The following is a 26,337-nucleotide window of genomic DNA, read 5'->3' as shown; positions in this document are numbered from 1 at the left end:
CGGTTCCGCCGCTTTCCCGGACGTCCCCGTCAGGTGCCCGACGGGGACGCCGCGGCGGCCGACGGGGACACCGTCGGCGGCGCCGAGTCCGGGCGCTCCCGCAACTCCGCCGTGCAGTGGTAGCGCCGCGGCGGGTAGGCACCGGGACCGCCGAGGACGACCGTGTCGCCGCCCGCTCCGGCCGAGCTCTCGGCGAAGGTGCAGACGATCTGCGACAGCGCGGTCGTCGTCAGGTCCTCCGGCTGCCGGCTGAGCCGCAGGGTGCCCACCGGGTCGCCCCGGTGCCCGCCGGTGACCACCAGCGGTCCCTTCACGGCGGTGGAGAAGCCGGCCTGCTGCTCGCTCTCCGACGGCTCGCCCTGCAACTGGGCGAGCAGCGCCGACGCGGTCCGCACCGGATCCCCGCCGGTCTTCTCGTCCGGCAGCGGCGCGCTGCGCTCCACGGCCTCCAGCTGCGAACCGCAGACCAGGAAGACCCGGACCGGCACCCCCGCGGCCTGCGCGGCGACGTCCTCGCCGTCGACGCTGCACGCCACCCGCGTCGGGGCCGCCCCCGCGTCGACGGGCACCGAGGTCGTCCGGATCCCGCAGCCCGAGGCGAACGCGATCCCCACGAGGGCCGCCGCCGTCACACCCGTACGCCCGGCACGACGCATGCGTCCCGTGTACTCCCGGCCGCCCGCGCGGTCCGTCCGGCGAAACCGGCTCACTTCTCCGACCCCTCTCCCGGCTCGCTCTGGTGCGGCAGCCGCAGCACGAACACCGCGCCGTCACCGTCCGGCGAGTTCGCCGCGGTGATCGAACCGCCGTGGATCAGCGCGTTCTCCATGGCGATCGACAGACCCAGACCGGAGCCCTCCGACCGCGGCCGGGACGCGCTCGCCTTGTAGAAGCGGTCGAAGACGTGCGGCAGGACCTCCTCGGGGATGCCGGGGCCGTGGTCCCGCACGGCGATGACGAGCTCGTCCCCCTCGTCGCGGATCGACACCCGCACCGGTGAACCGCCGTGCTTGAGGGCGTTGCCGATGAGGTTCGCCAGGATCACGTCCAGCCGGCGCGGATCGAGGCGCGCCATGGTCCCGCGCTCGGCGTCCAGGTCGACCGCGTCCAGCCAGGCCCGCGCGTCGATGCACGCGGTGACCTGGTCGGCGACGTCGACGTCGTCCAGGACCAGCCGGGCGGTGCCCGCGTCGAAGCGGGTCACCTCCATCAGGTTCTCCACCAGGTCGTTCAGGCGGCGTGTCTCGCTCACCACCAGTGCCACCGCGGGCGCGATCATCGGGTCGAGCGAGTCCTGCTCGTCCTCCAGCACCTCGGTGACGGCCGTCAGCGCGGTCAGCGGGGTCCGCAGCTCGTGCGACATGTCGGCGACGAAGCGCCGGCTGGACTCCTCCCGGGAGCTCATGTCCGCGACCTTCTTCTGCAGGGACTCGGCCGCGCTGTTGAACGTCCGTGACAGATCGGCCAGTTCGTCGGTGCCGGAGACCCGCAGCCGGGTGTCGAGCTTGCCCTCGCCCAGCTGCCGCGCCGCCTCGCCGAGCCGGTGCACCGGCCGCAGGACGGTGGTGGCGGCGGCCTGCGCGAGCAGCGCCGAGCCGATCAGCGCGAGCGCCGTGGCGATCCCCAGCGACCAGGCGAGCGAGTTCAGGTCCTGCCGCTCGGCGTCCAGCGACTTGAACATGTAGCCGGTCGGGCCGCCGCCGTCGATGTTCGTCCCGCCGACCAGGAACGGCGTCTGGCCGCGCTGCGTCCGCTGCCAGAACAGGTGGTACGGGTGCGCGTTGCCGTCCGTCACCGGCCGCCTGGTCTCCACGGCCACCTGGAGCTCGCGCGGCACGTCCGCCAGCGTGAAGGTGTCCGGGTCGGAGGCCCCGACGATCGGCTTGCCCGCCTCCCGCTCGCCGAGCAGCAGCACGCTGTACCCGGCGCTGCCGCCCGCCATCTGCTCGGCGGTCCGCCGCAGGTCGTCCTGGGTGGGATGCAGCGGCAGCGTCGCCGCCCGGTTCTGCATCTCCTGCCGGAAGTCGTTCAGCGCACCGTCCTGGGTACGGGTCAGGACCGCCTCGCGGTTCAGCCAGTAGGCGATGCCGGAGGCGGACACGGCGGCGGTGAGCGCCACCAGGGCGAACACGACGACCAGACGCAACCGCAGGCTGGTGAAGCGCAGCCCCGCGAATATCCCCTTTCTCACGCAGGGACGTCCAGCCGGTAGCCGACGCCCCGCACGGTACGGATCAGGGTCGGCGAGGACGGCACGTCCTCCACCTTGGCGCGCAGCCGCTGGACGCAGGCGTCGACCAGGCGCGAGTCGCCGAGGTAGTCGTGCTCCCACACCAGGCGCAGCAACTGCTGGCGCGACAGGGCCTGTCCGGGCCGCCGGCTCAGCTCCAGGAGGAGCCGCAGCTCCGTCGGCGTGAGCTGCAGGTCCTCCCCGTTCTTCGTCACCGTCATCGCCGAACGGTCGATGACGAGCGAGCCGAAGGTCGCCGAGTCCGTCGACTCCCGCTCGCCGCGCCGCAGCACGGCCCGGATGCGGGCGTCGAGCACCCGGCCCTGGACGGGTTTCACGACGTAGTCGTCGGCCCCGGACTCCAGGCCGACGACCACGTCGATGTCGTCGCTGCGCGCGGTCAGCAGGATGATCGGCAGCTGGTCGGTGCGCCGGATGCGCCGGCACACCTCGAAACCGTCGATCCCGGGCAGCATCACGTCCAGCACGACCAGGTCGGGTCGCTGCTCGCGCAGCAGCTTCAGGCCGTCCTCGCCCGTCGCCGCGGTGGCCACACGGTGGCCCTGGCGTGACAGGGAGAGTTCGAGGGCCGTGCGGATGGCGTCGTCGTCCTCGATCAGCAACAGGAAAGGCACGGACGTCATTCTGTCGCATGCGGCCGTCGGAGTTCGACTGTGCGGTGACACCTCCCCCTGTGACACGGCTGTGACAGTCGGCGGACACCGCGATGAAGTGGGCCGGGCAAGCTTCTCGTCATACCGAACGAAGCAGACTCCAACCGACGGGGGGCGCGAGATGAACGCACTGCACAGCACCACTTCAAGCGCAGTTGTCACGCGTCTCCACGACGTCGTACGGAGCACGGAGAAGTCCGGCGCGGTGAACGGGCGGGGGTGCGTTCGCAGCGTCGGGCGTCAGCACAAGGCGCCTTACATGGTGGCCGTGGCTGACGGGGGAGCGGCGTACGGGGAGGTCTCGGGGGAGCGACGGACGACGCCGGAGACGGGGGACGCCGAAGCGGCGTTCACCGCCTACGTGCAGGAGCGTCGTGCCTCCCTGTACGCCACCGCCTACCACCTGACCGGTGACCGCTTCGAGGCGGAGGACCTGCTCCAGAGCGCGCTGTTCTCGACGTACCGCGCCTGGGACCGGATCAGCGACAAGGCGGCCGTGGGCGGCTATCTGCGTCGCACCATGACCAACCTGCACATCAGCGCGTGGCGCCGGCGGAAGCTCAACGAGTACCCGACCGAGGAACTGCCGGAGACGGCGGGCGACACGGACGCCATGCGGGGGACCGAGCTGCGCGCGGTGCTGTGGCAGGCGCTGGCCCGTCTGCCCGAGCTCCAGCGCACGATGCTGGTGCTGCGCTACTACGAGGGCCGCACGGATCCGGAGATCGCGGAGATCCTGGACATCAGTGTCGGCACGGTGAAGTCGAGCATCTGGCGCTCCCTGCGCCGGCTGCGCGAGGACGAGGTCCTGAGCTTCGGCCGTGACGAGGAGGAGTCCTTCGGCGAGCTGGTGGCCTGAAGGCAGGGGGAACACGGGGGAAGTGCCACGGGGGAACGTACGGGGGTACGGGGAAAAGGCGCGGGTCGCACAAGCCGGGGGGGCTTGTCCGACCCGCGTTTCTCGTGTGCGCGACCGTCCGCCGCGGTCAGAGGCCCGCGGGGGCGCGGTGGCGGCCGGCCGCCGCGGAGGCGAGGCGGCCGAGTGCCTCCTGCCTGGCGCACGGGTGGGCGCCGAGGGCGGTCTGGCGGGCGACGATGGCGCGCTCGGCTCGCATCAGGCGCCAGCCGCGGCGCAGCAGGAAGGGGACCGACTTGCGGCCCTCCCTGAGGTCCCGCAGGAGCCTGCGTCGGAAGGTCGTCGAGGGGCGGCCCCGCAGGCACAGCGCGTCGGCCAGGACGTCCAGATCCTGGCAGCGCGCGACGATCTCCGCCGCGAAGATCCCCTCGGCCACGAAGAGCGGGGTGCGCTCGATGTCCAGCGTCTCGCGGTCCACGCGGGAGCTGGTGGCGAGGTCGTACACCGGGACGGCGGTCCGGCCCGTGCGGCACAGTTCGACGATCGCCGCGACGGCGGCGTCCGCGTCCCAGGAGCCGGGGGAGTCCCAGTCGATGTCGGCACTGTCCGGGACGAGCGGGAGTGTCGGGTCGTCGGCCTCCTTGTAGAAGTCGTCGAGGCGCAGCACCGGGAGGCCGGTGACGGCGGCGAGGGACGACTTGCCGGAGCCGGAGGGGCCCGCGAGCAGGACGACACGGGTCGGGATCGCTTGGGAACTCACGGGACACCAGTGTGAAGCATTCCCCCGCGCAGGGGACCCCCGAGGGAGGGCGTTGGTATCGAGCATCACACCTCCACTACTGTCGGTGCCCATCCGATCACCCGAAGTACGAGCGACAAGGACCGTCATGGCGCGTCACGCAGAATCCCGGACCCCCCGCCGCAGCGCGCTGCTGAAGGCCGGCCTGACCCTCACCGCGGCGGGCGCCGTGCTCGGCGCGGGAGCGGCGGCGGCTCAGGCCGCGGTACCGCAGCTGCCGCTGGACGGGCTCAGCCGCACGGACCCCGCCGCGGCGGGGTCGTCCCTGGTCGGTGCCGTCGGCCACGGCGTGGGTCCGCTGACGCGGCTGCAGCTCGACCCGCTGGCCAACACCGGAGTCGACCCCCTGGACAACGGCCTGGGCACCCAGGTCGCCGACTTCAAGCCGGTGGGCACGAACCTCGTCACGGACCACGTCACGAAGGGTGGGGCGCTCGCCGATCTGCCGGTGGCCGGCCCGCTGTCGCAGGGTCTTCTGCCGGGCTGACGGCCCCGGGCGCCGACCGCAGCGGGATCTCCCGTACGAACCAGGCGACGGCGAAGGCGAGCGCGGCCAGCAGGGCCGTACCCAGGAGCACCCCGTGCAGCCCGCTCGTCACGGCCGCCCGGAAGTGCTCCCGTGCGGCCGCCGGCAGGGCTCCCACCTGCGCCGGCGTCAGGTCGGGGTCGGTACCCGAGAGGTGGGAGGCGAAGACCGCGCCGAGCGTCGCGACCCCCAGTGAGCCGCCGATGGTGCGGACGAGGTTGACCGTGCCGCTCGCGGCGCCCATGTCCCGCGGGTCGGCGCTGCTCATGGTGATGAGCAGGGTGGACTGCATCAGGAAGCCGAGGCCGGCGCCGAGGACGAGGGTGAGCGCGGAGGCGGCGGCCACCGGGGTGTCGGCGTCGAGCGTGAGCAGCAGCAGCGCGCCGGCGGTCATGACCGCACCGCCCAGGACGGGATAGATCCGGTAGCGGCCGGTCCGCGCGATGATCCGGCCGGTCACCAGCTGGACGACGATCATGCCGAGCATCAGGGGGAGCAGCAGCAGCCCGCTGGCGGTGGAGGAGCGGTCGCGGGCGAACTGCAGGTACTGCGGAAGGAAGTTGGTCGCGGCGAACATGCCGGCGCCGACGAGCAGGCTGAGGATCTGGGCGACGGTGAAGTTGCGGCTGTGGAAGAGCCGGGGCGGGATCACCGGTTCCTCGGCCCGTCGTTCGGTCCGTACGAACAGGGCGAGCGCGACGGCCGCGACGGCGGCGGGCAGCAGGATCCGCGGCGAGGTCCACGCGGACTCCGTGCCGGCCAGGGTGGCGAGCAGGGTGAGGCCGAGGATGCCCAGCGTGAGGAGCGCGGCGCCCTGCCAGTCGACGCGGGCGCGGATCCGTTCGGTGCGGAGCCGGATCCCGAAGCAGACGAGCAGTACGGCGACGAGGCCCACCGGGACGTTGACGTAGAAGGCCCACCGCCAGCTGAGGTGGTCGGTGAGGAAGCCGCCGGCGAGCGGGCCGCCGACGAAGGCGACCGGCAGCATGGTGCCGCTGATCGACTGCACCTTGGCGCTGTCGCGGGGGCTGACGAGGACGCCGACGAGGGCGAAGGCGCCGACCATCAGGCCGCCCGCGCCCAGTCCCTGGAGCGCCCGGAAGGCGATCAGCTGGCCCATGGTCTGGGCGGCGCCGGAGAGGACCGAGCCGAGGAGGAAGACGCCGATGGAGGCGAGGAAGCTGCCCTTGCGTCCGTAGAGGTCGCCGACCTTGCCCCAGAGCGGGGTGGAGACGGCGGTGGTCAGGAGGTAGGCCGTGACGACCCAGGACAGGTGGTCGAGGCCGCCGAGCTCGCCGACGATGGTGGGGAGCGCGGTGCCGACGATGGTGCCGTCCAGGGTGGCGAGGACGATGCCGAGCATCAGGCCGGTGATCCCCGGACCGGGGAGGCGCGGGTCTTCCCGAGGTGTCGTCATGGCTCAGGCCGCGTAGGGCTTCTTGGCGCGGGCGTCCCGCAGGGCCTCGCCCCACCAGGCGAGTTGGTCGAGCATCGACGTGGCGGCGGCGTCGGCCGCGGGGTCGACGGCCTTGCCCTCGCCGTCGAACTGCCCCCAGACGCCCTGGAGTCCGACCGCCTCCCGGATGGTGACGGCGTGGAGTTCGGCGAAGACCGCGCGCAGGTGTTCCACCGCCCGCAGGCCCGCCGAGAAGCCGCCGTACGCGACGAAGCCGACCGGCTTGGCGTGCCACTCCTTGTTGTGCCAGTCGATGGCGTTCTTCAGGGACGCCGGATAGCTGTGGTTGTACTCGGGTGTGACCACGACGAACGCGTCGGCGGCGGCGAGGCGCGGGGAGACCGCGGCCAGCAGTTCGCGGTCCTCCTCGGCGGCGGGGCCCTGGCCGAGCTGCGGGAAGACGGTCGGCAGCGGGGTCTCGGCGAGGTCGATCAGGTCGACGGTCATGTCGGGGCGGGCGGCGGCGCGGGCGTGCAGCCAGCGGGCGACGACGGGGCCGAGGCGGCCGTCGCGGGTCGAGCCCTGGACGACGGCGAGGCGGAGCGGGTGCATGGGTCCCCCTGAAATCGATGTGTACAACGTACTCAAGACGTGTACAACGTACACCCGAATGTGTACGTCGTCTACTCGGCATACGCTGTACGCAACGAGAGGAGTCCGGCATGGCGAAAGAGCACGAGGCGCGCGAGGTGTCCCTGTGGGAGCGTCTGGAGCGGCCCGCGGCCACGCCCCGGGCGTCCCTGACCCCGGCGCGGATCGCCGCGGTCGCCGTCGAGGTCGCCGACCGCGAGGGCTTCGCCGCGGTCACCATGCGGCGCATCGCCACCGAGCTGGGGGTCGCGCCGATGGCCGCGTACCGCCATGTCTCGGGCAAGGACGACCTGTGGGCCCTGATGGTCGACCAGGTCTCCACGGAGCTGGAGCCGCCGGACGGGGCGGCGGGCTGGCGGGAGACCCTGCGAGCCTACGCCGTACGGACCCGCACCATGATGCTGCGCCACCCCTGGCTCGCACAGATGCCGACACCGCTCTTCGCGCTCACCCCGAACCGGATGGCGGCCGCCGAGCGTCAGCTGGCGTCCCTGGACGGCCTCGGCCTCGACGTGGACACGATGATGGCGGCCTTCCGCACGGTCGGCGCGTACGTGCACGGCGCCACGCAGGCGGAGGCGGCGCTGCGCCAGTACATGGCGGAACAGGGCTGGGAGAGCGGCGACGCGACCCGCCGGGCGCTCGCCCCGCAGATGTCGTACCTGATGGAGACGGGGCGGTACCCCACCTACCGCCGCTACGCGCAGGGCGCCGCCCGCAAGGACGACGCCGGCTGGCAGTTCGAGACGGGGCTCGACTGCGTGCTGGACGGGGTGGCGGGCCTCGTGGAACGCGGGAGGGAATGAGCGACGGCCCCCGGGGTCACCCGGGGGCCGTCACTCATGGGGGCTCCGTCGCCGGGCGGGCCAGTACCCGCCGGGCGAGTACTAGTACGTCGAGCCGCCGGCGCCCAGCGAACCCGTCGGGTGCCAGACCGTCTTCGTCTCCAGGAAGGCCGTCATGCGGTCCGTGCCGGGGTCCTGGGTGAAGTCCACCGGACGCGGGCGCAGCACGCGCTTGAGGTTGTCCGCCGCGGCGATCTCCAGATCCCGGGCGAGACCGGCGTCCGCGCCCGTCAGGTCGATCGCGTTGACGTCCTGGTGGCTCGCCAGGTGCGGGCCCATCTCCGCGGCCTTGCCGGACAGGATGTTGACCACACCGCCCGGCAGGTCGGAGGTGGCGAGCACCTCGCCCAGGGACAGCGCCGGAAGCGGCGCCTTCTCGCTGGCGATCACGACCGCGGTGTTGCCGGTCGCGATGACCGGGGCGATCACCGAGACGAGTCCGAGGAAGGACGAGTCCTGCGGGGCGAGGACCGTCACCACACCCGTGGGCTCGGGCGTCGACAGGTTGAAGTACGGCCCCGCGACCGGGTTCGCCCCGCCCACGATCTGGCCGATCTTGTCCGTCCAGCCCGCGTACCAGACCCAGCGGTCGATCGCCGCGTCCACGACGGCGCCCGCCTTGGACTTCGACAGGCCCTCGGCGTCCGCCACCTCGGCGACGAACTGGTCCCGTCGGCCCTCCAGCATCTCGGCGATGCGGTAGAGGATCTGGCCGCGGTTGTACGCCGTCGCGCCCGACCAGCCGCCGAACGCCTTGCGGGCCGCGACGACCGCGTCACGGGCGTCCTTGCGGGAGGAGAGCGGAGCGTTGGCCAGCCACTTGCCCTTGGAGTCGGTCACCTCGTACACCCGGCCGCTCTCGGAGCGGGGGAACTTGCCCCCGACGTACAGCTTGTAGGTCTTGAAGACGCTCAGACGGGTCGCGTCAGACATCGAGGTAGGCCTCCAGACCGTGACGGCCGCCTTCGCGGCCGAAGCCCGACTCCTTGTAGCCGCCGAAGGGCGAGGTCGGGTCGAACTTGTTGAACGTGTTGGCCCAGACGACGCCCGCCCGGAGCTTGGACGCGACCGCGAGGATGCGCGAGCCCTTCTCCGTCCAGATGCCGGCCGACAGGCCGTACTGGCTGTTGTTCGCCTTGGCGACCGCCTCGTCCGGCGTGCGGAACGTCAGCACGGACAGGACCGGGCCGAAGATCTCGTCGCGGGCGATGGTGTGCGCCTGGGTGACGTTCGTGAAGAGCGTCGGGGCGAACCAGTAGCCGGCGGACGGGATCTCGCAGGCCGGGGACCAGCGCTCGCCGCCCTCGGCCTCGCCCCGCTCCACCAGCGCGGTGATCCGGGAGAGCTGCTCGGCCGAGTTGATGGCGCCGATGTCGGTGTTCTTGTCCAGCGGGTCGCCCAGCCGCAGCGTCGACAGCCGGCGCTTGAGCGAGTCGAGCAGCTCGTCCTGGACCGACTCCTGAACCAGCAGGCGGGAGCCCGCGCAGCAGACCTGGCCCTGGTTGAAGAAGATGCCGTTGACGATGCCCTCGACGGCCTGGTCGATCGGGGCGTCGTCGAAGACGATGTTGGCGCCCTTGCCGCCCAGCTCCAGGGTCACCTTCTTGTCCGTGCCGGCGATCGAGCGCGCGATGGCCTTGCCGACGGCGGTGGAGCCGGTGAAGGCGACCTTGTTCACGTCCGGGTGCTCGACCAGCGCGGCGCCGGTCTCCCCGTAGCCGGGCAGGATGTTGACGACACCCCGGGGCAGGCCGGCCTGGCGGCAGACGTCCGCGAAGAACAGCGCGGACAGCGGGGTCGTCTCGGCCGGCTTCAGGACGACCGTGTTGCCGGTCGCGAGGGCCGGGGCGATCTTCCACGCCAGCATGAGCAGGGGGAAGTTCCACGGGATGACCTGACCGGCCACGCCCAGCGGGCGCGGGTCCGCGCCGTAGCCCGCGTGGTCGAGCTTGTCGGCCCAGCCCGCGTAGTAGAAGAAGTGCGCGGCGACGAGCGGGAGGTCCGCGTCGCGGGTCTCCTTGATCGGCTTGCCGTTGTCCAGGGTCTCCAGGACGGCCAGCTCACGGCTGCGCTCCTGGATGATCCGGGCGATCCGGAAGAGGTACTTCGCGCGCTCGGAGCCCGGCAGCGCGGACCACTTCGCGAAGGCCTTGCGGGCCGCCTTCACCGCGCGGTCGACGTCCTCGGCGCCCGCCTGGGCGACCTCGGCGAGGACCTCCTCGGAGGAGGGGGAGACGGTCTTGAAGACCTTGCCGTCGGCCGCGTCGACGAACTCGCCGTCGATGAACAGGCCGTAGGAGGGGGCGATGTCGACGACGGACCGGGACTCGGGAGCCGGCGCGTACTCGAATGCAGATGCCATGTTGATCAGTCCACCGTCACGTAATCGGGGCCGGAGTAGCGGCCGGTCGCCAGCTTCTGACGCTGCATGAGCAGGTCGTTCAGCAGGCTGGAGGCACCGAAGCGGAACCAGTGGTTATCCAGCCAGTCCCCGCCGACGGTCTCGTTGACCAGGACCAGGAACTTGATGGCTTCCTTGGTGTTGCGGATGCCGCCGGCCGGCTTCACGCCGATCTGGACGCCGGTCTGCGCGCGGAAGTCGCGGACCGCCTCCAGCATGAGGAGCGTGTTGGCCGGGGTGGCGTTGACCGCGACCTTGCCGGTCGAGGTCTTGATGAAGTCGGCGCCCGCCATCATGCCGAGCCAGGAGGCGCGGCGGATGTTGTCGTACGTGGACAGCTCGCCGGTCTCGAAGATCACCTTGAGGCGGGCACGGTCGCCGCACGCCGCCTTGATCGCGGAGATCTGCTCGAAGACCTCCAGGTAGTGGCCGGCGAGGAAGGCCCCGCGGTCGATCACCATGTCGATCTCGTCGGCGCCCGCCGCGATGGCGTCGGCCGTGTCCGCGAGCTTCACGGGGAGCGCGGCGCGGCCGGCCGGGAAGGCGGTGGCGACGGAGGCGACCTTGACGCCGGAGCCCGCGAGGGCGGCCTTGGCGGTCGCCACCATGTCGGGGTAGACGCAGACTGCGGCGGTCGTCGGGGTCGTACGGTCGGTCGGATCGGGGTTGACGGCCTTGGCGGCGAGCGCCCGGACCTTGCCCGGGGTGTCCGCGCCTTCGAGCGTCGTCAGGTCGATCATCGAGATGGCCAGGTCGATGGCGTACGCCTTGGCCGTGGTCTTGATCGAGCGGGTGCCGAGGGACGCGGCGCGCGCCTCCAGGCCGACGGCGTCGACGCCGGGCAGCCCGTGGAGGAAGCGGCGCAGCGCACTCTCGGACGTGGTCACGTCGGCGAATGCGGGTGCTGCGGATGCAGTGGTGGGCATGGTCACCAGTCGAGCATATCTACGCGCGTAGCGACCTGTACAGCCCCGGTCGATTCCGACCCGCTCGTCCGAGCTGTCCCCGGAGGCCGGAGCGACCGCCGAGGCGCCCGCGCGCGCGTGAGGCAGAATCGGCCCTATGACGACCCCCCAGCCGCCCGCCGAGCCGGCCTACGCCGACCGCGTCTTCCGTTCGCCCCTCGGGATCGCGGGCGGTGTCCTGCTGATCGGCCTCGCCGCCTGGTTCTGCATCGACGCGATGGTGCGGGGCGAGGGCAGGACGCCGTGGGTGGCGCTGGCGGGGCTGCTGCTCGTGGTGCCGCTCGTCGTGGCCTTCACGATCCGTCCCGCGGTCTACGCGAACGAGGACCGGCTCCGGATCCGCAACCCCTTCCGCAACATCACGCTGCCGTGGGCGGCCGTCGCCGACGTCCGCGCCGGCTACTCCAGCGAGGTCTTCACCCAGTCCGGTGCCAAGTACCAGCTCTGGTCGATCCCGGTCTCGCTGCGCCAGCGCAAGTCGGCGGCCCGCCGCCAGGCCCGCGCCTCGCAGGACGACCCGCACCGCCGCACCTCCGTCACCGCGGACGTGCGGGACTCCCAGTCGCGGGTGGCCCCGGCCGACCAGACGATCGCCGACCTCCGCGAACTCGCCGAGCGCTGCGCCGGCCGCCCCGGTGCCCAGGGCGAGCCCCGGGTGCGCTGGGCCTACGAGGTCATCGCCCCGGCCGCGGCGGGCCTGGTGCTGCTGGTGATCCTGCTGGCCACGGGCTGACCGCCGCCCCGCACGGACGAAGGGGCCGGCCACACCCTCGGGTGTGACCGGCCCCTTCGCCGTTGCTCCCGTCGCCCGGATCCGGCCGCCCGGACCCGGCCGTGGGCCCCGGCCACCGGACCGCGCGCACCCGTCACGGCGGTCCCGGCCACACCAGCAGCATGTGGCCGCCCAGCCATGCCGACGACAGCGCCGCCGCGGTCAGCGTCAGGACCGCCACCGGGCGGCGGGCGCGGGAGACCGCCACGGCGATCGGGAGCAGCAGCGGGAACGCCGGGACCAGGAACCGGGCGCGCGGGAAGTAGACGCCGCCGCTGCCGAGCACCACCAGCAGCAGGACGCCCGTGAACACCAGCAGCGCGGCCGGCTGGCGGTCGGTCAGGCACAGCAGGTACAGGCCGGCCGAGACGAGAAGCACCACCGACACGACCGCCAGGAAGAACTGCGGGTCCTTGTTGTAGACCAGGTGGTCGCGCAGCTCCCGGCGGGTCACCGCGCCGCCGTCCCACTCGTTGCCCCACACCCGCTGGACGGCGAAGTAGCCGTCCGCGCGGCCCTCCCGCCACGCCACCCAGCCCACGTAGCCGAGCCAGCCCAGCGGCGCGGCGGCGGCCGCCGCGAGGGCCCGGCGGTCGCCCCGGCGTACGGCCGGCAGGGCGGCGGCGGCCACCGCCGCCGCGACCGCCACACCGGTCGGCCGGGTCAGCCCCGCCGCCACGCACAGGCCCGCGGCCCACGCCCAGCGCCCGTCCAGGACCGCGTACAGCGCCCACGCCGCCAGCGCGGTGAACAGCGACTCCGTGTACCCCATCCACTGGACGACGCCCACCGGCAGCGCGCCCCACAGCACCGCCAGGACCACGCCCGCCCGGCGCCCGTGCAGCCGGTCGCCGACCGCGAACACGCCCCAGGCGGCGGCCAGCGAGCAGACCACCGCGATCACCAGGCCGACGGAGGCGCGCGAACCGGGGGTGACGGCCGCGACGGCCTTCACCAGGAACGGGTAGAGCGGGAAGAAGGCCAGGCTCCGCGGCGGAGTGCCCGCGGGGTCGCCGGACTCGTGCGTGTAGCCGTGGTCGGCGATGCCCAGGTACCAGTGGGAGTCCCAGGAGGAGGCGAGCACGGGCCAGACGCCGTGCCCCTGGAGGTGCGACCAGCGCGCCAGCACGATCAGGCCCACCAGCCGCACGGCGACGTAGCCGAGCAGCGCCGGGGCCGCGTGCCGCAGGCTGCCGCGCACCCGCGGGGGAACCCGGGGCCCGCGCGACGGGAGGGGCCGCCGCGAGGCGGGGACGGTCGGTCGGGCGGTCAGGACCGGGGGCACGGCGGCGGCTCCAGGGATGCGCGGTGGGATACCGGGGTCACCCTGGCGCGGACCCCGTGGCCTCGCGACGCCCTTGGGTCCGTTGCCGTACCGAATTCACCCGCACGGGAACACCACGAGGGGCCCGTACGGAGGTGTCTCCGTACGGGCCCCTCGGGGGAGTCCCGGGCTCAGAGCCCGGCCGCGGCCGCCAGGTCCTGCTTGATCGCGGCGAGTACCTCGGCGCCCTTCGCGCGGGCGGTCGTCAGCTCGCCGGCGTCGGCCACCGGGATCACGACCTCCAGGTAGCACTTGAGCTTCGGCTCCGTGCCGCTGGGCCGGACGATGACCCGGGCGCGGAACTCGCCCTCCAGGTAGTAGCGCAGACCGTCGGTCGGGGGCAGCGACTCCGTGCCCTTCGTCAGGTCCTCCGCCGTCGTCACGGTCAGACCCGCCAGCGAGACCGGCGGGCGCTCGCGCAGCGCGCTCATCGCGTCGGAGATGACGCTCAGGTCGTCGACCCGCACCGACAGCTGGTCGGTGGCGTGCAGTCCGTGGGCCACGGCCAGGTCGTCGAGCAGACCCGTCAGGCTCCGGCCCTGCTCCTTGAGGACCGAGGCCAGCTCGGCGACCAGCAGCGCGGCCGTGATGCCGTCCTTGTCGCGGACGCCCTCGGGGTCGACGCAGTAGCCGAGCGCCTCCTCGTAGCCGTACCGCAGCCCCTCCACCCGGGCGATCCACTTGAAGCCCGTCAGGGTCTCCTCGTAGCCGACGCCCGCGGCCTCGGCGATCCGGCCGAGCAGCGAGGACGACACGATCGACTCGGCGAACACGCCCCGGGCACCCTTGTGCACGAGGTGCGCGGCGAGCAGCGCGCCCACCTCGTCACCGCGCAGCATCCGCCAGCCGCCCTCGACGGAGGAGTCCGGCACGGCCACCGCGCACCGGTCGGCGTCGGGGTCGTTGGCGATCACGATGTCGGGGTCCACGGCACGGGCCGCCTCGAAGGCGAGGTCCATGGCGCCCGGCTCCTCCGGGTTCGGGAACGCCACCGTCGGGAACGCCGGGTCCGGGTCGGCCTGCTCGGCGACGAGCGCCGGCGGCGGGAATCCGGCCCGGGCGAAGGCGGCCGCCAGAACTTCCTTGCCGACGCCGTGCATGGCCGTGTAGACGGTCCGCACGGTGCGGGGCGAGCCCGGGGTCAGCACGGCGTCCGTACGGGCCAGGTAGGCGTCCAGGACCTCGTCGCCCAGGGTCTCCCAGCCCTCCTCCGGGCGGGCCACGTCGGCGAGCGCGCGCACGGCGGCGATCTCGGCGGCGATCTCCGCGTCGGCCGGCGGCACGATCTGCGAGCCGTCGCCGAGGTAGACCTTGTAGCCGTTGTCCCGCGGCGGGTTGTGGCTGGCGGTCACCTCGACGCCGGCCACGGCGCCCAGGTGCCTTATGGCGTACGCGAGCACGGGCGTCGGCAGCGGGCGCGGCAGCACGGCCGCGCGCAGCCCGGCGCCGGTCATGACGGCGGCCGTGTCACGGGCGAAGTCGGCGGACTTGTAGCGGGCGTCGTAGCCGACGACGACGAGGCCCCCCTCCTGGCCCTTCGCCTTGAGGTACGCGGCGAGGCCGGCCGCGGCGCGGATCACCACGGAGCGGTTCATCCGCATCGGGCCCGCGCCCAGTTCGCCGCGCAGGCCGGCGGTGCCGAACTGGAGGGTGCCGGCGAACCGGTCGGCGAGCTCGGCGCGGTCACCGGACTCGATGAGCCTGGCGAGCTCGTCGCGGGTCTCGCTGTCGGGGTCCTCGGCGAGCCAGGCCTGGGCCCGGGCGATGAGGTCGTCCTGCGTCACGGTGGGTGCCTTTCGAGGTACGGGCGGTGCGACGGGTGGGGCGGGAGTTTCTCTTCCCCGCCCCGGCCCCTCCCGTAACCGGGTGCTCCGTCCCGGCCCCCGCGTCTCGGGCGCCGTCGGGGCCGGTTCGGGAAGGGGCGGGGGAGGAGTCCCGCGCGGCGGCCTGCGCCGGTGATCAGATGCGGTCGAGCACCCGGGTGAGCAGCTCGCCCATCCGGGCCGCGGAGTCGCGGCCGGCCTGGAGGACCTCCTCGTGGTTCAGCGGCTCGCCCGACAGGCCCGCGGCCAGGTTGGTGACGAGCGAGATGCCCAGGACCTCGGCGCCGGCCTCGCGGGCCGCGATGGCCTCCAGGACGGTGGACATGCCGACCAGGTCGCCGCCCATGACGCGGACCATGTTGATCTCGGCCGGGGTCTCGTAGTGCGGCCCGGGGAACTGCACGTAGACGCCCTCTTCGAGGGTCTCGTCGATCTCCTTGCACAGCGTGCGCAGCCGCGGCGAGTAGAGGTCGGTGAGGTCCACGAAGTTGGCGCCGACGATCGGGGAGGCGGCCGTCAGGTTGATGTGGTCGCTGATCAGCACGGGCTGACCGGGGCGCATGCCCTCGCGCAGGCCGCCGCAGCCGTTGGTCAGCACGACGGTCTTGCAGCCGGCGGCGACGGCGGTGCGCACACCGTGGGCGACGGAGGCGACGCCCCGGCCCTCGTAGAAGTGCGTACGGCCCAGGAAGACCAGGACCCGCTTCTCACCGATCTTGTACGAGCGGACCTTGCCGCCGTGTCCCTCGACGGCCGGCGGCGGGAAGCCGGGCAGCTCGGTGACCGGGAACTCGGCCTCCGGGGCGCCGAGCGCGTCGACGGCGGGGGCCCAGCCGGAGCCCATCACCAGGGCGACGTCGTGGGTCTCGGTGCCGGTCAGCTCGCGAAGGCGCGTGGCAGCGGCCTCGGCGGCCTCGTACGGGGTGGCAGTTGCGTTCACTGACTCTCTCGCCTCGGGGAGGGGGGTCCGAGGGGGGAGCCCCGGACGGTTTTCCTACGCGCAGAAGCGTAGCCCGAGAATTCCTACGCGCGTAGATGACGATGCTGACGGACATGCGATCGTTGTCTTGTCGTTTCCGACGAACGTCGAGGTGGTGGCGGGTCGATGCCTTCCGCCACACCGATACCGCCACGAGCCGGCGCGTGAGGCCCGTCACGGGCGCAATCGGGCGGCGCCGCGCCCGGACAGCCCTCAGCAGGGGCGCTTGCGCAGCTCCATCACGTAGTCGTGCGGCGCGCCCGCCGACTCCGCCGCGTCCGCGATCTCGCCGAGGTAGCGGGCCGAGGGCAGTCCGCCCTCGTAGGCGTTGAGCACGTAGACCCAGGCCGGCTCCTCGCCGTCCAGGGTGTGCACCCGCACCCGCATCCGCCGGTAGATGTCGAGTCCGACGCCCTCCCAGCGGTCCATGGAGTCCTCGTCCATCGGCGCGATGTCGTAGAGCGCGACGAGGACCTGGGAGCGCGGTGCCTCCACGATCGTGGCCAGTGCCCCCTCCCAGCCCATCTGCTCGCCGCCGAAGGTCAGCCGCCAGCCGTTGAGCCAGCCGGTGCCGCGCAGCGGGGAGTGCGGGGCGCGGCGGGTCATGAGCCGCGCGTCGAGGTTGCCGGCGTACGCGGCGTAGAGCGACATGGGGTCGAGGGTACGGGAGGGGGAGGGGTGGTCGCGGAAGTCCGTGGTGGGGCCGTATGGAGGCCCCGGCGCGAGGACACCCGCGGCGTGCGGGACAATGGGGTACGCACTTGAAGCGTGCGGGACAATGGCGTACGCACTGCAGCCCAGCGGGGGACCCCCCGGCAGAACGAGAGCGCGAGGCGTAACCCACGTGACCCGGATCGTGATCATCGGCGGCGGACCCGGCGGATACGAGGCGGCCCTGGTGGGCGCCCAACTCGGCGCGGAGGTGACCGTCGTCGACTGCGACGGCCTCGGCGGCGCGTCCGTCCTGACCGACTGTGTCCCCTCCAAGACCCTCATCGCGACGGCCGAGGTGATGACCACCTTCGACTCCTCGTACGAGGAACTGGGCATCATCGTCGCCGACGACACCCCGCACATCGACCAGGCCGCCCGTGTCGTCGGCGTGGACCTCGGGAAGGTCAACCGACGGGTGAAGCGCCTCGCGCTCGCCCAGTCGCACGACATCACCGCCTCCGTCACCCGGGCCGGCGCCCGGGTCCTGCGCGGCCGCGGCCGGCTCTCCGGACGCCAGGCCGTGGACGGCTCGCGACAGGTGATCGTGACCGCCGCCGACGGCACCGAGGAGTCGCTGACCGCCGACGCCGTGCTGATCGCGACCGGCGGCCACCCGCGCGAGCTGCCCGACGCGCAGCCCGACGGCGAGCGGATCCTGAACTGGACGCAGGTCTACGACCTGAAGGAGCTCCCCGAGGAGCTCATCGTGGTCGGTTCCGGTGTGACGGGCGCCGAGTTCGCCGGTGCCTACCAGGCCCTCGGCTCCCGGGTCACCCTCGTCTCCTCCCGCGACCGCGTGCTGCCCGGCGAGGACCCGGACGCCGCGGCCGTCCTCGAGGACGTCTTCCGCCGCCGCGGCATGAACGTCATGGCACGCTCGCGCGCCGAGTCCGCCAAGCGGGTCGGCGACCGGGTCGAGGTCACGCTGGCCGACGGCCGGGTCATCTCCGGCACCCACTGCCTGATGGCGGTCGGCGCGATCCCGAACTCGGCCGGAATGGGTCTGGAGGAGGCCGGCGTCCGGCTCAAGGACTCGGGTCACATCTGGACCGACAAGGTCTCGCGCACCTCCGCCCCCGGCGTCTACGCGGCCGGCGACGTCACCGGAGTCTTCGCGCTCGCCTCGGTCGCCGCCATGCAGGGCCGGATCGCGATGTACCACTTCCTCGGCGACGCGGTGGCCCCGCTGAACCTGAAGACGGTCTCCTCGAACGTCTTCACCGACCCCGAGATCGCCACCGTCGGTTACACCCAGGCCGACGTGGACGCGGGCAAGATCGACGCCCGCGTCGTCAAGCTGCCGCTGCTGCGCAACCCGCGCGCGAAGATGCAGGGCATCCGGGACGGCTTCGTCAAGATCTTCTGCCGGCCGGGCACGGGCATCGTGGTGGGCGGCTGCGTCGTCGCCCCCCGCGCGAGCGAGCTGATCCATCCCATCTCGATCGCGGTCGACAACAATCTGACGGTGGAACAGATCGCAAAGGCTTTCACCGTGTACCCCTCCCTGTCGGGCTCGATCGCGGAAGTGGCACGGCAGTTGCACACCCGAAAGGCGGGCGGCGAGGGCTAGTACGGGCCCCCGGCCTGCACCGATCCGGACAACCCCCGGCACCCCCGGGCAAGTCGCCGCGCGCGGCGATCGACGACGGGGCCTCCCATACCACCTGGAGGCCCCGTCTGTGTGCATCTTCTGCAATTCGGCGCATAGTGCTGAAAAGTATCGGCCGGTCAGGTTACTGTCAGTTTCGTGTTCGCTGCAGAACGTCGTCAGTTGATCCTCGAAATGGTGCGCGCCAACGGGGCCGTGTCGCTCCGTGAGCTCGCCCGCGTCGTCCAGACCTCAGAAGTGACCGTACGGCGGGACGTGCGGGCGCTGGAGGCAGAAGGACTCCTCGACCGCCGGCACGGCGGTGCCGTATTGCCGGGCGGTTTCACCCGGGAATCCGGCTTCCCGCAGAAATCCCATCTGGCCACGGCCGAGAAGACGGCCATCGCCGACGTCGCCGCGAGCCTCGTCGAAGAGGGCGAGGCCATCGTCGTCGGCGCGGGGACGACCACTCAGGAGCTGGCCCGACGGCTCGCCCGTGTGCCGGGCCTGACCGTCGTCACCAATTCGCTGCTCGTCGCCCAGGCGCTGGCCCATGCCAACCGTGTCGAGGTCGTCATGACCGGCGGCACGCTGCGTGGCTCGAACTACGCGCTCGTGGGCAGCGGGGCCGAACAGTCCCTGCAGGGCCTGCGGGTCTCCCGTGCCTTCCTCTCCGGCAGCGGCCTGACCGCCGAGCGCGGCCTGTCCACCTCCAACATGCTCTCCGCGAGCGTGGACCGGGCGCTGGTCCAGGCGGCGGCGGAGGTCGTGGTGCTGGCCGACCACACCAAGCTCGGCACCGACACCATGTTCCAGACGGTGCCGACGGACGTGATCACGCGGCTGGTGACCGACGAACCCCCGGCGCACGACGACCGGGCCGCCACCGAACTGCAGGCCCTGGCCGACCAGGGCGTCCAGATCGCGGTGGCCGGTACGGGGGCGGGACCCGCGGGTGACACGGTCCCCCCGGGCGGCCGGCCCCGTCGTGACGTCCCGCTCCCGGGGCAGCGCGCCAGGCATCCGGGCGGTCAGTTCCGCGGCCCCACGGCCGCGTTGGCCGCCGAGGCGCTCGTACCGGAGCGCACGGCACGGGTCGCGGACATGCGCCGGCGCTGAGGCGGTCCGGCCGCCGCCTCACCTGCTGAGCCCTCGCAGGGTCAGCATGAGCAGACGGTCCGCCAGGCCCGTGTCCTCCGGAGTCTGTTCGGCCGCCAGCGCGATCGCGTTGGTGAGCTGCATCAGATCGCCGATGGACACGTCGTCCTGGACCGTGCCCGCCGCCCGGGCACGGGCGAGCAGCCGCTCGCCGGCCGCGCGCAACGGCACGCTGCACCGGGAGAGCGCCGAACTCCCGTCGTGCGAAGCCGACATCAGGGCGCGCGCGAGCCCCCGGTACTCACCCGCGTGGGTGATCAGGGCACGCAGCCACTCCACGAGCGCCCGGCACGGGTCCTCGGCCTCCGCGAGGTCGTGCGAGTGCTGCAGGAGGGCCGCCAGGGCCTCCTGGAACACCGCGCTCATCAACGCGTCCCGGTTCGGGAAGTGCCGGTAGAGCGTGCCGATCCCGACGCCCGCGCGTCGGGCGACGTCCTCCAGGGAGGCGTCGGTGCCGTGCTCCGCGAAGGAGGCGCGGGCCTCGGCGAGCAGGCGCTCGTGGTTGCGGCGCGCGTCGGCACGCATGGGACTCCTCGGGTCGGCGCGTGAATCGGGCGGGACGGCCGGGCCGGGTGGCGGCCGGGGCGGATCGGCGAAGGGCCCGCAGGCGGATGCGCCTGCGGGCCCTTCGGACCGGATCCGGGTGCGGATCAGTCCTTGATCTCGCAGATCGCGGCGCCGGAGGTGATCGACGCGCCGACCTCGGCGGACAGGCCCTTGACGGTGCCCGCGCGGTGCGCGTTGAGCGGCTGCTCCATCTTCATGGCCTCCAGGACCACGATGAGGTCGCCCTCCTTGACCTCCTGGCCCTCCTCGACGGCCACCTTCACGATGGTGCCCTGCATCGGGGAGGCGAGGGTGTCACCGGAGGCCGTCGGGCCGGACTTCTTCGCGGCACGGCGCTTCGGCTTGGCGCCCGCGGCCAGACCCGTACGGGCCAGGGTCATGCCGAGCGAGGACGGCAGGGAGACCTCGAGACGCTTGCCGCCGACCTCGACGACGATGGTCTCGCGACCGGCCTCGTCCTCGTCCGCGTCGGCGCCGGCCGGCGCGAACGGCTTGATCTCGTTGACGAACTCGGTCTCGATCCACCGGGTGTGGACCCGGAACGGGTCCGCGGTGAAGTCCGGGTCGACGACCACGGCGCGGTGGAACGGGATGGCCGTGGCCATGCCCTCCACCTGGAACTCCGCCAGCGCGCGGGCGGCGCGCTGCAGCGCCTGCTCGCGGGTGGCGCCGGTGACGATCAGCTTGGCCAGGAGCGAGTCCCAGGCCGGGCCGATGACCGAACCGGACTCGACGCCCGCGTCCAGGCGGACACCGGGGCCGGACGGCGCGGCGAAGGTGGTGACGGTGCCCGGGGCGGGCAGGAAGTTGCGGCCCGGGTCCTCACCGTTGATCCGGAACTCGAACGAGTGACCCCTTATGGCCGGGTCGTCGTAGCCGAGCTCCTCGCCGTCGGCGATCCGGAACATCTCGCGGACCAGGTCGATGCCGGTGACCTCTTCGGTGACCGGGTGCTCGACCTGCAGACGGGTGTTGACCTCCAGGAAGGAGATCGTGCCGTCGAGGCCGACCAGGAACTCGACCGTGCCGGCGCCGACGTAGCCGGCCTCCTTCAGGATCGCCTTCGAGGCGGCGTACAGCTCCGCGTTCTGCTCCTCGGTCAGGAACGGCGCGGGCGCCTCCTCGACGAGCTTCTGGTGGCGGCGCTGCAGCGAGCAGTCACGGGTGGAGACGACGACGACGTTGCCGTGCGAGTCGGCGAGGCACTGGGTCTCGACGTGGCGCGGCTTGTCGAGGTAGCGCTCGACGAAGCACTCGCCGCGACCGAAGGCGGCGACGGCCTCGCGGACGGCGGAGTCGTAGAGCTCGGGGACCTCTTCGAGCGTGCGGGCGACCTTGAGGCCGCGACCGCCGCCGCCGAACGCCGCCTTGATGGCGATCGGCAGGCCGTTCTCCTTGGCGAACTCGACGACCTCGTCGGCGCCGGAGACCGGGTCGGGCGTGCCCGCGACGAGCGGGGCGCCCGCGCGCTGGGCGATGTGACGGGCCGCCACCTTGTCGCCGAGGTCGCGGATGGCCTGCGGCGGCGGGCCGATCCAGGTCAGACCGGCGTCGAGAACGGCCTGGGCGAATTCGGCGTTCTCGGACAGGAAGCCGTAACCGGGGTGGATCGCGTCCGCCCCCGCGTCCTTCGCCGCCTGCAGCACCTTGGCCATGTCCAGATAGCTGGCGGCCGGGGTGTCACCGCCCAGAGCGAACGCCTCGTCGGCCGCGCGGACGTGCAGAGCGTCCCGGTCCGGGTCGGCGTAGACGGCTACGCTGGCGATCCCGGCGTCCCGGCAGGCCCGGGCTACGCGGACAGCGATTTCGCCACGGTTGGCGATGAGCACCTTGCGCACGATGGCTCCCTCCTTGAAACAAGCTGAGTTTAGGGACTGCCGACACGGCCTTTCGACCCGTCCCCAGTGGTGAGCTTGCCCACACGGAGCGTGATACCAGGCCTGCTCGGGTCGTGAAATCCCTTGTCGTACCACGGTACGCAGGGTTCCTTTACGGCACAGTAGCTCCGAGGTGTGGCGCAGGTCTCTGTTCCTGGAGCCAGTCGCCGAACGGGTTTCTTTGTGGAGTCCCTACGAATGGCCCAGTGATTCTTTGCCGTTCCGTTCCGCCGCACGAACCCTTGTCCCCGGGTTTACCAGTCAGTAGCCTTCGCGCTGTCGTCCGTACTGCAGGTAACAGCCGTCAACAGGGGGTGGCCGAGGTGGCCCGGAGACCGATAGCACTCGTGACGGCGGCGGTGCTCCTTCTGGAGGCACCCGGCATCGTCGCCCTCAACGCGGTCATGGCGCGCTTCCTGGAGGTCCAGTCCATGTCCCTGGACGGGATGGACCCGGACGCGATGGTCACCGGCACATGGGCGCTCGGCATCGTCTCGGGCGCCCTGCTCGCCCTGTGCGCCCTCGTCGCCCTGCTCGCGGGTGTACGGGACCGGCGTCCCGGCCGGGCGGGCCGGATCCTGCTCGTCGGCTGCGCGGTCGTGCACGGTGTGCTCGGTGCCGTGACGGTGGGTCTGATCGGCTGGGGCGCGTTCGCGTTCATGGTGCTCGTGCTCGGGCTGATCGTGCTGACCCTGGTGGCCTACGGGAAGGACACCGAGGTGCCGGAGCGGGAGTCCGGGGCGTCGCCGACGCCCGCGTAGGTCCTGCCGGGCGCGGCGGAGCACCGGCCGGGCCCCGGCGGGACCCGGCCGTCCGGCGGGGGCCGCCCGTCACTCCCAGAGGTCGGTGATGGAGACGCCCAGCTTCCCGAGCAGGGTGCGCAGCAGGGGCAGGGACAGGCCGATCACGTTGCCCGGGTCCCCGTCGATCCCCTGGATGAACGGCGCCGAGCGCCCGTCGAGGGTGAACGCGCCCGCCACGTGCAGCGGTTCGCCGCTGGCCACGTAGGCCGCGATCTCGGCGTCCGTCGGATCGCCGAAGCGGACGACGGTCGAGGCGGTCGCCGACTCGTAGCGCTTGGCGGCGGTGTCGTAGACGCAGTGGCCCGTCTGCAGGATGCCCACCCGGCCGCGCATCGCGTGCCAGCGGGCCGTCGCCTCCTCGGCGTCCGCGGGCTTGCCGAGGGCCTGCTTGTCCAGTTCGAGGACCGAGTCGCAGCCGATGACGAGGGCGCCGAAGGCCTCCGGGCGGGCGGCCACGTGGGCGGCCTTGGCCTCGGCGAGCGAGAGCGCGAGTTCGGCCGGGGTGGGGGCGTGCACCTTGTCCTCGTCGACGCCGCTCACGATGACCTCGGGGGCGAGTCCGGCCTGCCGCAGCAGTCCGAGACGGGCGGGGGAGGCGGAGGCGAGCACGACACGGCGGCGATCAGCAGTCATGGGGGCAGCGTAGCCAGTACGGGCCCCCGGTGCGGGGCGTGTCCGGCAGGCCGGGGCGCGGCGCGTGCCCGTGCGGGCGGGGGCGCGGCGCGTGTGTCAGTGCAGGCCGGCCGCCAGCATGGCGACCAGCATCGCCAGCGCCAGCAGGATGGAGGCGCGGCGGAGCATCGCCTGCATGTCCCGCATCTCCTCAGGCGGCTCGTTCTCCGGGTCGGACCACAGCATGAGGTCGATCCTGCGCGCGTGAGGGCGGGCGCGCCTGAGTACCCGTACTCAGGCGCGCCGGTGCCGACGGACCATTTCCGCGCCCGCGGGGCCGCCGGCTCGCCGCTGCCCGGCCGCGGCCCCGCCCCCCGCCGCCGGTCAGCGCGCGGCGAACGCCCCGGCCTCCGCCGCCGCCAGGGCGGCCGCCACCGCCCGTTCCGCGTCCGCCGGGCCCAGCGGCTCGCGCGTGATCATGAAGCGGTAGTAGAGCGGGGCCGAGACCGCGCGCAGCAGCTCCGTGCCGTCCGTGTCCGGGGAGATCTCGCCGCGCGCGGCGCCCCGGCCGGCGACCGGGGCCCATTCCTCCAGGCGGGCCCGGTAGAAGCCGTTCAGCGCCTCGGCGCATTCCTCGTCGCAGGCGGCCGCCGCGACGACGGCGCGGAAGACCGCGCCCATCCGGCTGTCGGTGAGCGTCCTGAGCACGAGCGTGGCGTTGGCCCGCAGGTCGCCGGCCAGGCTGCCGGTGTCCGAGGCGGGCAGGGAGCGGTCGGCCATGTCGCGCAGCAGGTCCGCGACGAGCCCGACGGGCGAGCCCCAGCGTCGGTAGACGGTGGTCTTGCCGACGCCGGCGCTGGCGGCGATGTGGTCCATGTTCAGCGCGTGGAAGCCCGCGGCGGCCAGGGCGTCCTCGGTGGCTTCGAGTACGGCCTGCCGCACCTTCGCGGTGCGGCCGCCGGGGCGCACGGTGCCGGGCACGGCCGGTCGGCTCTCGCTCAAACGGGTCTCCTGTTCCATTAATGCTCTCCAGTCTGCTACGGTCCTGGGCATCCTAACGGAACCAGCATCCCATTAAGGGGTCCCGCTGATGGTTGCCCTCGATGTCACCGCCGCACCCGCGTCCACCCGCATGGACGGGCGGATGCGGCTCGTCCTCCTCGTCCTGCTCGTCGCCCAGTTCATGCTGGCCGTCGACTTCTCGATCCTGAACGTCGCCTTGCCCGTCATCGGCGAAGGACTCGGCTTCTCCCTCGCCCACCTGCAGTGGATCGCCACCGCCTTCGCCCTCGCGGCCGCCGGATTCACCCTGCTGTTCGGGCGCGTCGCCGACATCGTCGGCCGCCGCCGGATCTTCCTCGGCGGCATGGCCGTCCTCGGCCTCTCCTCCCTGGTGGGCGGCCTGGCCACCGGCCCCGAGATGCTCATGGCCGCCCGGGTCGCCCAGGGCCTGGCCACCGCCGCGGTCACCCCGGCCGGCCTGTCCCTGCTCACCTCGTCCTTCCCCGAGGGACCACTGCGCGACAAGGCGCTGGGCCTCAACGGCGCTCTGATGTCGGCCGGGTTCACCACCGGCGCCGTCCTCGGCGGCGTCCTGACCGACCTGCTCTCCTGGCGCTGGGCCTTCTTCATCAACGTGCCGGTCGCGCTCGCCGTCCTCCTCGTCGCCCCCGCCGTCCTCCGGGAGAGCCGTCCCCAGGTCCGTCCGCGGCTCGACATCCCCGGCGCGATCACCGTCACCGGCGGCCTCCTCGCCCTCGTCTACGGCCTCACCGCGGCCGGCGAGCGCGGCTGGACCGACTCCGTCGCCCTGACCGCCCTCGGCGTCGGCGCCGTGCTGCTGACCGCCTTCCGGGCCGTCGAGAAGCGCGCCGCCTCCCCGCTCGTGCCCCTGCGCATCCTGGGGCGCCGCACGGTCGTCTGGGGCAACCTCGCCGGGCTCGTCGCCTTCGTCACCGAGACCTCGCTGGTCTTCCTGATGACGCTCTACCTCCAGGACGTCCTCGGCTTCTCGCCGCTCGCCGCCGGGCTCTCCTTCGGCGTCCTGGGCGCGGGAACCGTCGTCGGCGGGGTCCTCGCTCCCCGCTTCATCGGCCGCCACGGCGCCCGTACGGCCCTCGTCGCCGGCGGACTTCTCCAGGCCGCGGCGACCGTCGCCCTCCACGCCCTCGGCGACGACCGGAGCGGGCTCTGGCTGCTGCTCACCGCCACCTTCCTCGGCGGGGTCGGCAACATGCTCGCCATCGTCGGCTTCATGGTCACGGCCACCTCCGGGCTGCCGGACTCCGAGCAGGGCATGGCGACCGGCCTGGCCACCATGACCCAGCAGATCGGCATCACCATGGGCACGCCGATCATGAGCGCCGTCGTCGTCACCTCGACCACGGTCCTCGACGGCATCGGCCTCGCGGTCCTGGTCAACGCGGCGATCGTGCTCACCGGCGCGGTCCTGGCCGGGTTCTTCCTGCGCCGCGCGTGACCCGGGACGACGAGAAGGCCGGACCCCCCGCACATGGGGTCCGGCCTTCTCTCGCTCGTTCGTCTTCTCGTCCGGCTACGCGGGCCAGTAGGACCGCGCCCAGGAGCGCGGCCCGGGCCGGTGGCGCACCCCGCGGGCGATCCGCGACGGGTCGGACCAGCCCTCGGGGACCTCCGGGCCGCTGCCGGCGGCGGACGCCGCCGCCGTCGCCGCGGCCCGGGCCTGGACCACCGCCAGGGCGGCGGCCAGCTCCTCCGGGGTCGGGTTTCCTCGTACGACCTTGATCATGGCGACCCTC

The 26,337-nt window shown here is 72.8% G+C and carries 27 protein-coding genes; 8 read left to right on the top strand and 19 right to left on the bottom strand.

Features of this window, described 5'->3' with window-relative positions; translation table 11 throughout:
• Nucleotides 1–29: 29 nt before the first annotated feature.
• From ACGFZF_RS28290 to afsQ1, 3 genes are read right to left on the bottom strand one after another with little or no spacing between them, the layout of a single operon-like run.
• A complete protein-coding gene (locus ACGFZF_RS28290; protein ID WP_393558636.1) occupies nucleotides 30–656 on the bottom strand; it encodes a hypothetical protein in 627 nt (208 codons plus the stop codon).
• A 50-nt stretch (nucleotides 657–706) separates the two neighbouring features.
• Nucleotides 707–2,191: an ATP-binding protein gene (locus ACGFZF_RS28285; RefSeq protein ID WP_393558634.1), complete on the bottom strand. Its 1,485-nt coding sequence runs from the start codon at nucleotides 2,189–2,191 to the stop codon at nucleotides 707–709.
• Nucleotides 2,188–2,865, bottom strand: a complete 678-nt coding sequence (gene afsQ1 / locus ACGFZF_RS28280; RefSeq protein ID WP_175439295.1) for a two-component system response regulator AfsQ1 — start codon at nucleotides 2,863–2,865, stop codon at nucleotides 2,188–2,190. Before afsQ1 ends, ACGFZF_RS28285 begins: the two co-directional genes overlap by 4 nt.
• A gap of 160 nt (nucleotides 2,866–3,025) precedes the next feature.
• Here afsQ1 and ACGFZF_RS28275 point away from each other — a divergent pair, with 160 nt between their 5' ends.
• Nucleotides 3,026–3,763 (top strand): SigE family RNA polymerase sigma factor, encoded by a 738-nt coding sequence (locus ACGFZF_RS28275; protein ID WP_356599352.1) that lies wholly within the window; start codon nucleotides 3,026–3,028, stop codon nucleotides 3,761–3,763.
• 127 nt (nucleotides 3,764–3,890) lie between these two features.
• On the opposite strand, the gene ACGFZF_RS28270 is transcribed toward ACGFZF_RS28275, so the two are convergent.
• Nucleotides 3,891–4,586 (bottom strand): hypothetical protein, encoded by a 696-nt coding sequence (locus tag ACGFZF_RS28270; protein ID WP_393558631.1) that lies wholly within the window; start codon nucleotides 4,584–4,586, stop codon nucleotides 3,891–3,893.
• A gap of 61 nt (nucleotides 4,587–4,647) precedes the next feature.
• Here ACGFZF_RS28270 and ACGFZF_RS28265 point away from each other — a divergent pair, with 61 nt between their 5' ends.
• On the top strand, nucleotides 4,648–5,046 hold the full coding sequence (locus ACGFZF_RS28265) for a hypothetical protein (RefSeq protein WP_393558629.1): 399 nt from the start codon (nucleotides 4,648–4,650) through the stop codon (nucleotides 5,044–5,046).
• Here the strand turns inward: ACGFZF_RS28265 and ACGFZF_RS28260 are convergent.
• A complete protein-coding gene (locus ACGFZF_RS28260; protein WP_393558627.1) occupies nucleotides 4,976–6,502 on the bottom strand; it encodes an MDR family MFS transporter in 1,527 nt (508 codons plus the stop codon). The genes ACGFZF_RS28265 and ACGFZF_RS28260 overlap by 71 nt on opposite strands.
• A gap of 3 nt (nucleotides 6,503–6,505) precedes the next feature.
• Nucleotides 6,506–7,093, bottom strand: a complete 588-nt coding sequence (locus ACGFZF_RS28255) for an NADPH-dependent FMN reductase (protein ID WP_393558625.1) — start codon at nucleotides 7,091–7,093, stop codon at nucleotides 6,506–6,508.
• A 110-nt stretch (nucleotides 7,094–7,203) separates the two neighbouring features.
• On the opposite strand from ACGFZF_RS28255, the gene ACGFZF_RS28250 reads away from it, so the two are divergent.
• Complete coding sequence (locus ACGFZF_RS28250; RefSeq protein ID WP_393558623.1) at nucleotides 7,204–7,938, top strand: TetR/AcrR family transcriptional regulator; 735 nt, start codon at nucleotides 7,204–7,206, stop codon at nucleotides 7,936–7,938.
• A gap of 81 nt (nucleotides 7,939–8,019) precedes the next feature.
• Here the strand turns inward: ACGFZF_RS28250 and ACGFZF_RS28245 are convergent, their stop codons facing one another.
• From ACGFZF_RS28245 to deoC, 3 genes are read right to left on the bottom strand one after another with little or no spacing between them, the layout of a single operon-like run.
• Nucleotides 8,020–8,910 carry an aldehyde dehydrogenase family protein gene (locus ACGFZF_RS28245; protein WP_393558621.1) on the bottom strand — a complete coding sequence of 297 codons (891 nt, stop codon included), beginning with the start codon at nucleotides 8,908–8,910 and terminating at the stop codon, nucleotides 8,020–8,022.
• The gene (locus ACGFZF_RS28240) at nucleotides 8,903–10,339 is read right to left on the bottom strand and encodes an aldehyde dehydrogenase family protein (protein ID WP_393558619.1); all 1,437 of its coding nucleotides are present in this window, start codon (nucleotides 10,337–10,339) and stop codon (nucleotides 8,903–8,905) included. The genes ACGFZF_RS28245 and ACGFZF_RS28240 overlap by 8 nt, the downstream gene beginning before the upstream one ends.
• 5 nt (nucleotides 10,340–10,344) lie before the next feature.
• On the bottom strand, nucleotides 10,345–11,304 hold the full coding sequence (deoC, locus tag ACGFZF_RS28235) for a deoxyribose-phosphate aldolase (RefSeq protein ID WP_393558617.1): 960 nt from the start codon (nucleotides 11,302–11,304) through the stop codon (nucleotides 10,345–10,347).
• Nucleotides 11,305–11,440: 136 nt separating this feature from the next.
• Between deoC and ACGFZF_RS28230 the strand changes: the two genes are divergently transcribed.
• On the top strand, nucleotides 11,441–12,076 hold the full coding sequence (locus ACGFZF_RS28230) for a PH domain-containing protein (protein WP_147980915.1): 636 nt from the start codon (nucleotides 11,441–11,443) through the stop codon (nucleotides 12,074–12,076).
• A 133-nt stretch (nucleotides 12,077–12,209) separates the two neighbouring features.
• Here ACGFZF_RS28230 and ACGFZF_RS28225 read toward each other — a convergent pair whose 3' ends face one another.
• The 4 genes from ACGFZF_RS28225 to ACGFZF_RS28210 form a co-directional block, all read right to left on the bottom strand.
• Complete coding sequence (locus ACGFZF_RS28225; protein WP_393558614.1) at nucleotides 12,210–13,400, bottom strand: hypothetical protein; 1,191 nt, start codon at nucleotides 13,398–13,400, stop codon at nucleotides 12,210–12,212.
• A 170-nt stretch (nucleotides 13,401–13,570) separates the two neighbouring features.
• Complete coding sequence (locus ACGFZF_RS28220) at nucleotides 13,571–15,223, bottom strand: phospho-sugar mutase (protein ID WP_393558612.1); 1,653 nt, start codon at nucleotides 15,221–15,223, stop codon at nucleotides 13,571–13,573.
• Between the two features lie 175 nt (nucleotides 15,224–15,398).
• Entirely contained in the window at nucleotides 15,399–16,202 is an 804-nt protein-coding gene (locus tag ACGFZF_RS28215) for a purine-nucleoside phosphorylase (RefSeq protein WP_147980918.1), read from the bottom strand.
• A 252-nt stretch (nucleotides 16,203–16,454) separates the two neighbouring features.
• A complete protein-coding gene (locus ACGFZF_RS28210; RefSeq protein WP_147980919.1) occupies nucleotides 16,455–16,892 on the bottom strand; it encodes a gamma-glutamylcyclotransferase in 438 nt (145 codons plus the stop codon).
• Between the two features lie 193 nt (nucleotides 16,893–17,085).
• Here ACGFZF_RS28210 and ACGFZF_RS28205 point away from each other — a divergent pair, with 193 nt between their 5' ends.
• Together ACGFZF_RS28205 and ACGFZF_RS28200 are read left to right on the top strand one after the other, a co-directional pair.
• Complete coding sequence (locus ACGFZF_RS28205; protein ID WP_356599332.1) at nucleotides 17,086–18,525, top strand: NAD(P)H-quinone dehydrogenase; 1,440 nt, start codon at nucleotides 17,086–17,088, stop codon at nucleotides 18,523–18,525.
• Between the two features lie 213 nt (nucleotides 18,526–18,738).
• A complete protein-coding gene (locus ACGFZF_RS28200; RefSeq protein ID WP_393558890.1) occupies nucleotides 18,739–19,662 on the top strand; it encodes a DeoR/GlpR family DNA-binding transcription regulator in 924 nt (307 codons plus the stop codon).
• An 18-nt stretch (nucleotides 19,663–19,680) separates the two neighbouring features.
• Here ACGFZF_RS28200 and ACGFZF_RS28195 read toward each other — a convergent pair whose 3' ends face one another.
• Both ACGFZF_RS28195 and ACGFZF_RS28190 read right to left on the bottom strand, forming a co-directional pair.
• Nucleotides 19,681–20,226 carry a TetR/AcrR family transcriptional regulator gene (locus tag ACGFZF_RS28195; RefSeq protein ID WP_393558609.1) on the bottom strand — a complete coding sequence of 182 codons (546 nt, stop codon included), beginning with the start codon at nucleotides 20,224–20,226 and terminating at the stop codon, nucleotides 19,681–19,683.
• Between the two features lie 125 nt (nucleotides 20,227–20,351).
• On the bottom strand, nucleotides 20,352–22,106 hold the full coding sequence (locus ACGFZF_RS28190; RefSeq protein ID WP_393558607.1) for an acetyl/propionyl/methylcrotonyl-CoA carboxylase subunit alpha: 1,755 nt from the start codon (nucleotides 22,104–22,106) through the stop codon (nucleotides 20,352–20,354).
• A gap of 362 nt (nucleotides 22,107–22,468) precedes the next feature.
• Here ACGFZF_RS28190 and ACGFZF_RS28185 point away from each other — a divergent pair, with 362 nt between their 5' ends.
• A complete protein-coding gene (locus tag ACGFZF_RS28185) occupies nucleotides 22,469–22,906 on the top strand; it encodes a hypothetical protein (RefSeq protein WP_393558605.1) in 438 nt (145 codons plus the stop codon).
• A 69-nt stretch (nucleotides 22,907–22,975) separates the two neighbouring features.
• On the opposite strand, the gene ACGFZF_RS28180 is transcribed toward ACGFZF_RS28185, so the two are convergent.
• The 3 genes from ACGFZF_RS28180 to ACGFZF_RS28170 all read right to left on the bottom strand — a co-directional run bounded on the left by ACGFZF_RS28180 (nucleotide 22,976) and on the right by ACGFZF_RS28170 (nucleotide 24,613).
• Nucleotides 22,976–23,581: a nucleoside triphosphate pyrophosphatase gene (locus tag ACGFZF_RS28180; protein ID WP_356599324.1), complete on the bottom strand. Its 606-nt coding sequence runs from the start codon at nucleotides 23,579–23,581 to the stop codon at nucleotides 22,976–22,978.
• Nucleotides 23,582–23,677: 96 nt separating this feature from the next.
• A complete protein-coding gene (mmpB, locus tag ACGFZF_RS28175) occupies nucleotides 23,678–23,806 on the bottom strand; it encodes a morphogenic membrane protein MmpB (protein ID WP_393558602.1) in 129 nt (42 codons plus the stop codon).
• Between the two features lie 138 nt (nucleotides 23,807–23,944).
• Complete coding sequence (locus ACGFZF_RS28170) at nucleotides 23,945–24,613, bottom strand: TetR/AcrR family transcriptional regulator (protein ID WP_393558600.1); 669 nt, start codon at nucleotides 24,611–24,613, stop codon at nucleotides 23,945–23,947.
• A gap of 37 nt (nucleotides 24,614–24,650) precedes the next feature.
• On the opposite strand from ACGFZF_RS28170, the gene ACGFZF_RS28165 reads away from it, so the two are divergent.
• Nucleotides 24,651–26,039, top strand: a complete 1,389-nt coding sequence (locus tag ACGFZF_RS28165; protein ID WP_393558598.1) for an MFS transporter — start codon at nucleotides 24,651–24,653, stop codon at nucleotides 26,037–26,039.
• A 75-nt stretch (nucleotides 26,040–26,114) separates the two neighbouring features.
• Here the strand turns inward: ACGFZF_RS28165 and ACGFZF_RS28160 are convergent, their stop codons facing one another.
• A complete protein-coding gene (locus tag ACGFZF_RS28160; RefSeq protein WP_147980928.1) occupies nucleotides 26,115–26,327 on the bottom strand; it encodes an acyl-CoA carboxylase subunit epsilon in 213 nt (70 codons plus the stop codon).
• Nucleotides 26,328–26,337 lie beyond the last annotated feature (10 nt).

The organism is Streptomyces sp. NPDC048338, from assembly GCF_043201055.1.
Lineage (GTDB): Bacteria > Actinomycetota > Actinomycetes > Streptomycetales > Streptomycetaceae > Streptomyces.
The sequence above is the reverse complement of the archived record's forward strand: the minus strand, read 5'-3'. Positions and strand labels throughout refer to the sequence as shown.

Coding starts and splice junctions, on each gene's coding strand:
- deoC (WP_393558617.1), bottom strand. CDS start 11,304: ATGCCCACCACTGCATCCGCAGCACCCGCATTCGCCGACGTGACCACG.
- ACGFZF_RS28270 (WP_393558631.1), bottom strand. CDS start 4,586: ATGCTCGATACCAACGCCCTCCCTCGGGGGTCCCCTGCGCGGGGGAAT.
- ACGFZF_RS28240 (WP_393558619.1), bottom strand. CDS start 10,339: ATGGCATCTGCATTCGAGTACGCGCCGGCTCCCGAGTCCCGGTCCGTC.
- ACGFZF_RS28170 (WP_393558600.1), bottom strand. CDS start 24,613: ATGCCCAGGACCGTAGCAGACTGGAGAGCATTAATGGAACAGGAGACC.
- ACGFZF_RS28165 (WP_393558598.1), top strand. CDS start 24,651: ATGGTTGCCCTCGATGTCACCGCCGCACCCGCGTCCACCCGCATGGAC.
- ACGFZF_RS28260 (WP_393558627.1), bottom strand. CDS start 6,502: ATGACGACACCTCGGGAAGACCCGCGCCTCCCCGGTCCGGGGATCACC.
- ACGFZF_RS28200 (WP_393558890.1), top strand. CDS start 18,739: ATGGTGCGCGCCAACGGGGCCGTGTCGCTCCGTGAGCTCGCCCGCGTC.
- ACGFZF_RS28195 (WP_393558609.1), bottom strand. CDS start 20,226: ATGCGTGCCGACGCGCGCCGCAACCACGAGCGCCTGCTCGCCGAGGCC.
- ACGFZF_RS28160 (WP_147980928.1), bottom strand. CDS start 26,327: ATGATCAAGGTCGTACGAGGAAACCCGACCCCGGAGGAGCTGGCCGCC.
- ACGFZF_RS28255 (WP_393558625.1), bottom strand. CDS start 7,093: ATGCACCCGCTCCGCCTCGCCGTCGTCCAGGGCTCGACCCGCGACGGC.
- ACGFZF_RS28245 (WP_393558621.1), bottom strand. CDS start 8,910: ATGTCTGACGCGACCCGTCTGAGCGTCTTCAAGACCTACAAGCTGTAC.
- ACGFZF_RS28180 (WP_356599324.1), bottom strand. CDS start 23,581: ATGACTGCTGATCGCCGCCGTGTCGTGCTCGCCTCCGCCTCCCCCGCC.
- ACGFZF_RS28275 (WP_356599352.1), top strand. CDS start 3,026: ATGAACGCACTGCACAGCACCACTTCAAGCGCAGTTGTCACGCGTCTC.
- ACGFZF_RS28265 (WP_393558629.1), top strand. CDS start 4,648: ATGGCGCGTCACGCAGAATCCCGGACCCCCCGCCGCAGCGCGCTGCTG.
- mmpB (WP_393558602.1), bottom strand. CDS start 23,806: ATGCTGTGGTCCGACCCGGAGAACGAGCCGCCTGAGGAGATGCGGGAC.
- ACGFZF_RS28230 (WP_147980915.1), top strand. CDS start 11,441: ATGACGACCCCCCAGCCGCCCGCCGAGCCGGCCTACGCCGACCGCGTC.
- ACGFZF_RS28290 (WP_393558636.1), bottom strand. CDS start 656: ATGCGTCGTGCCGGGCGTACGGGTGTGACGGCGGCGGCCCTCGTGGGG.
- ACGFZF_RS28210 (WP_147980919.1), bottom strand. CDS start 16,892: ATGTCGCTCTACGCCGCGTACGCCGGCAACCTCGACGCGCGGCTCATG.
- ACGFZF_RS28250 (WP_393558623.1), top strand. CDS start 7,204: ATGGCGAAAGAGCACGAGGCGCGCGAGGTGTCCCTGTGGGAGCGTCTG.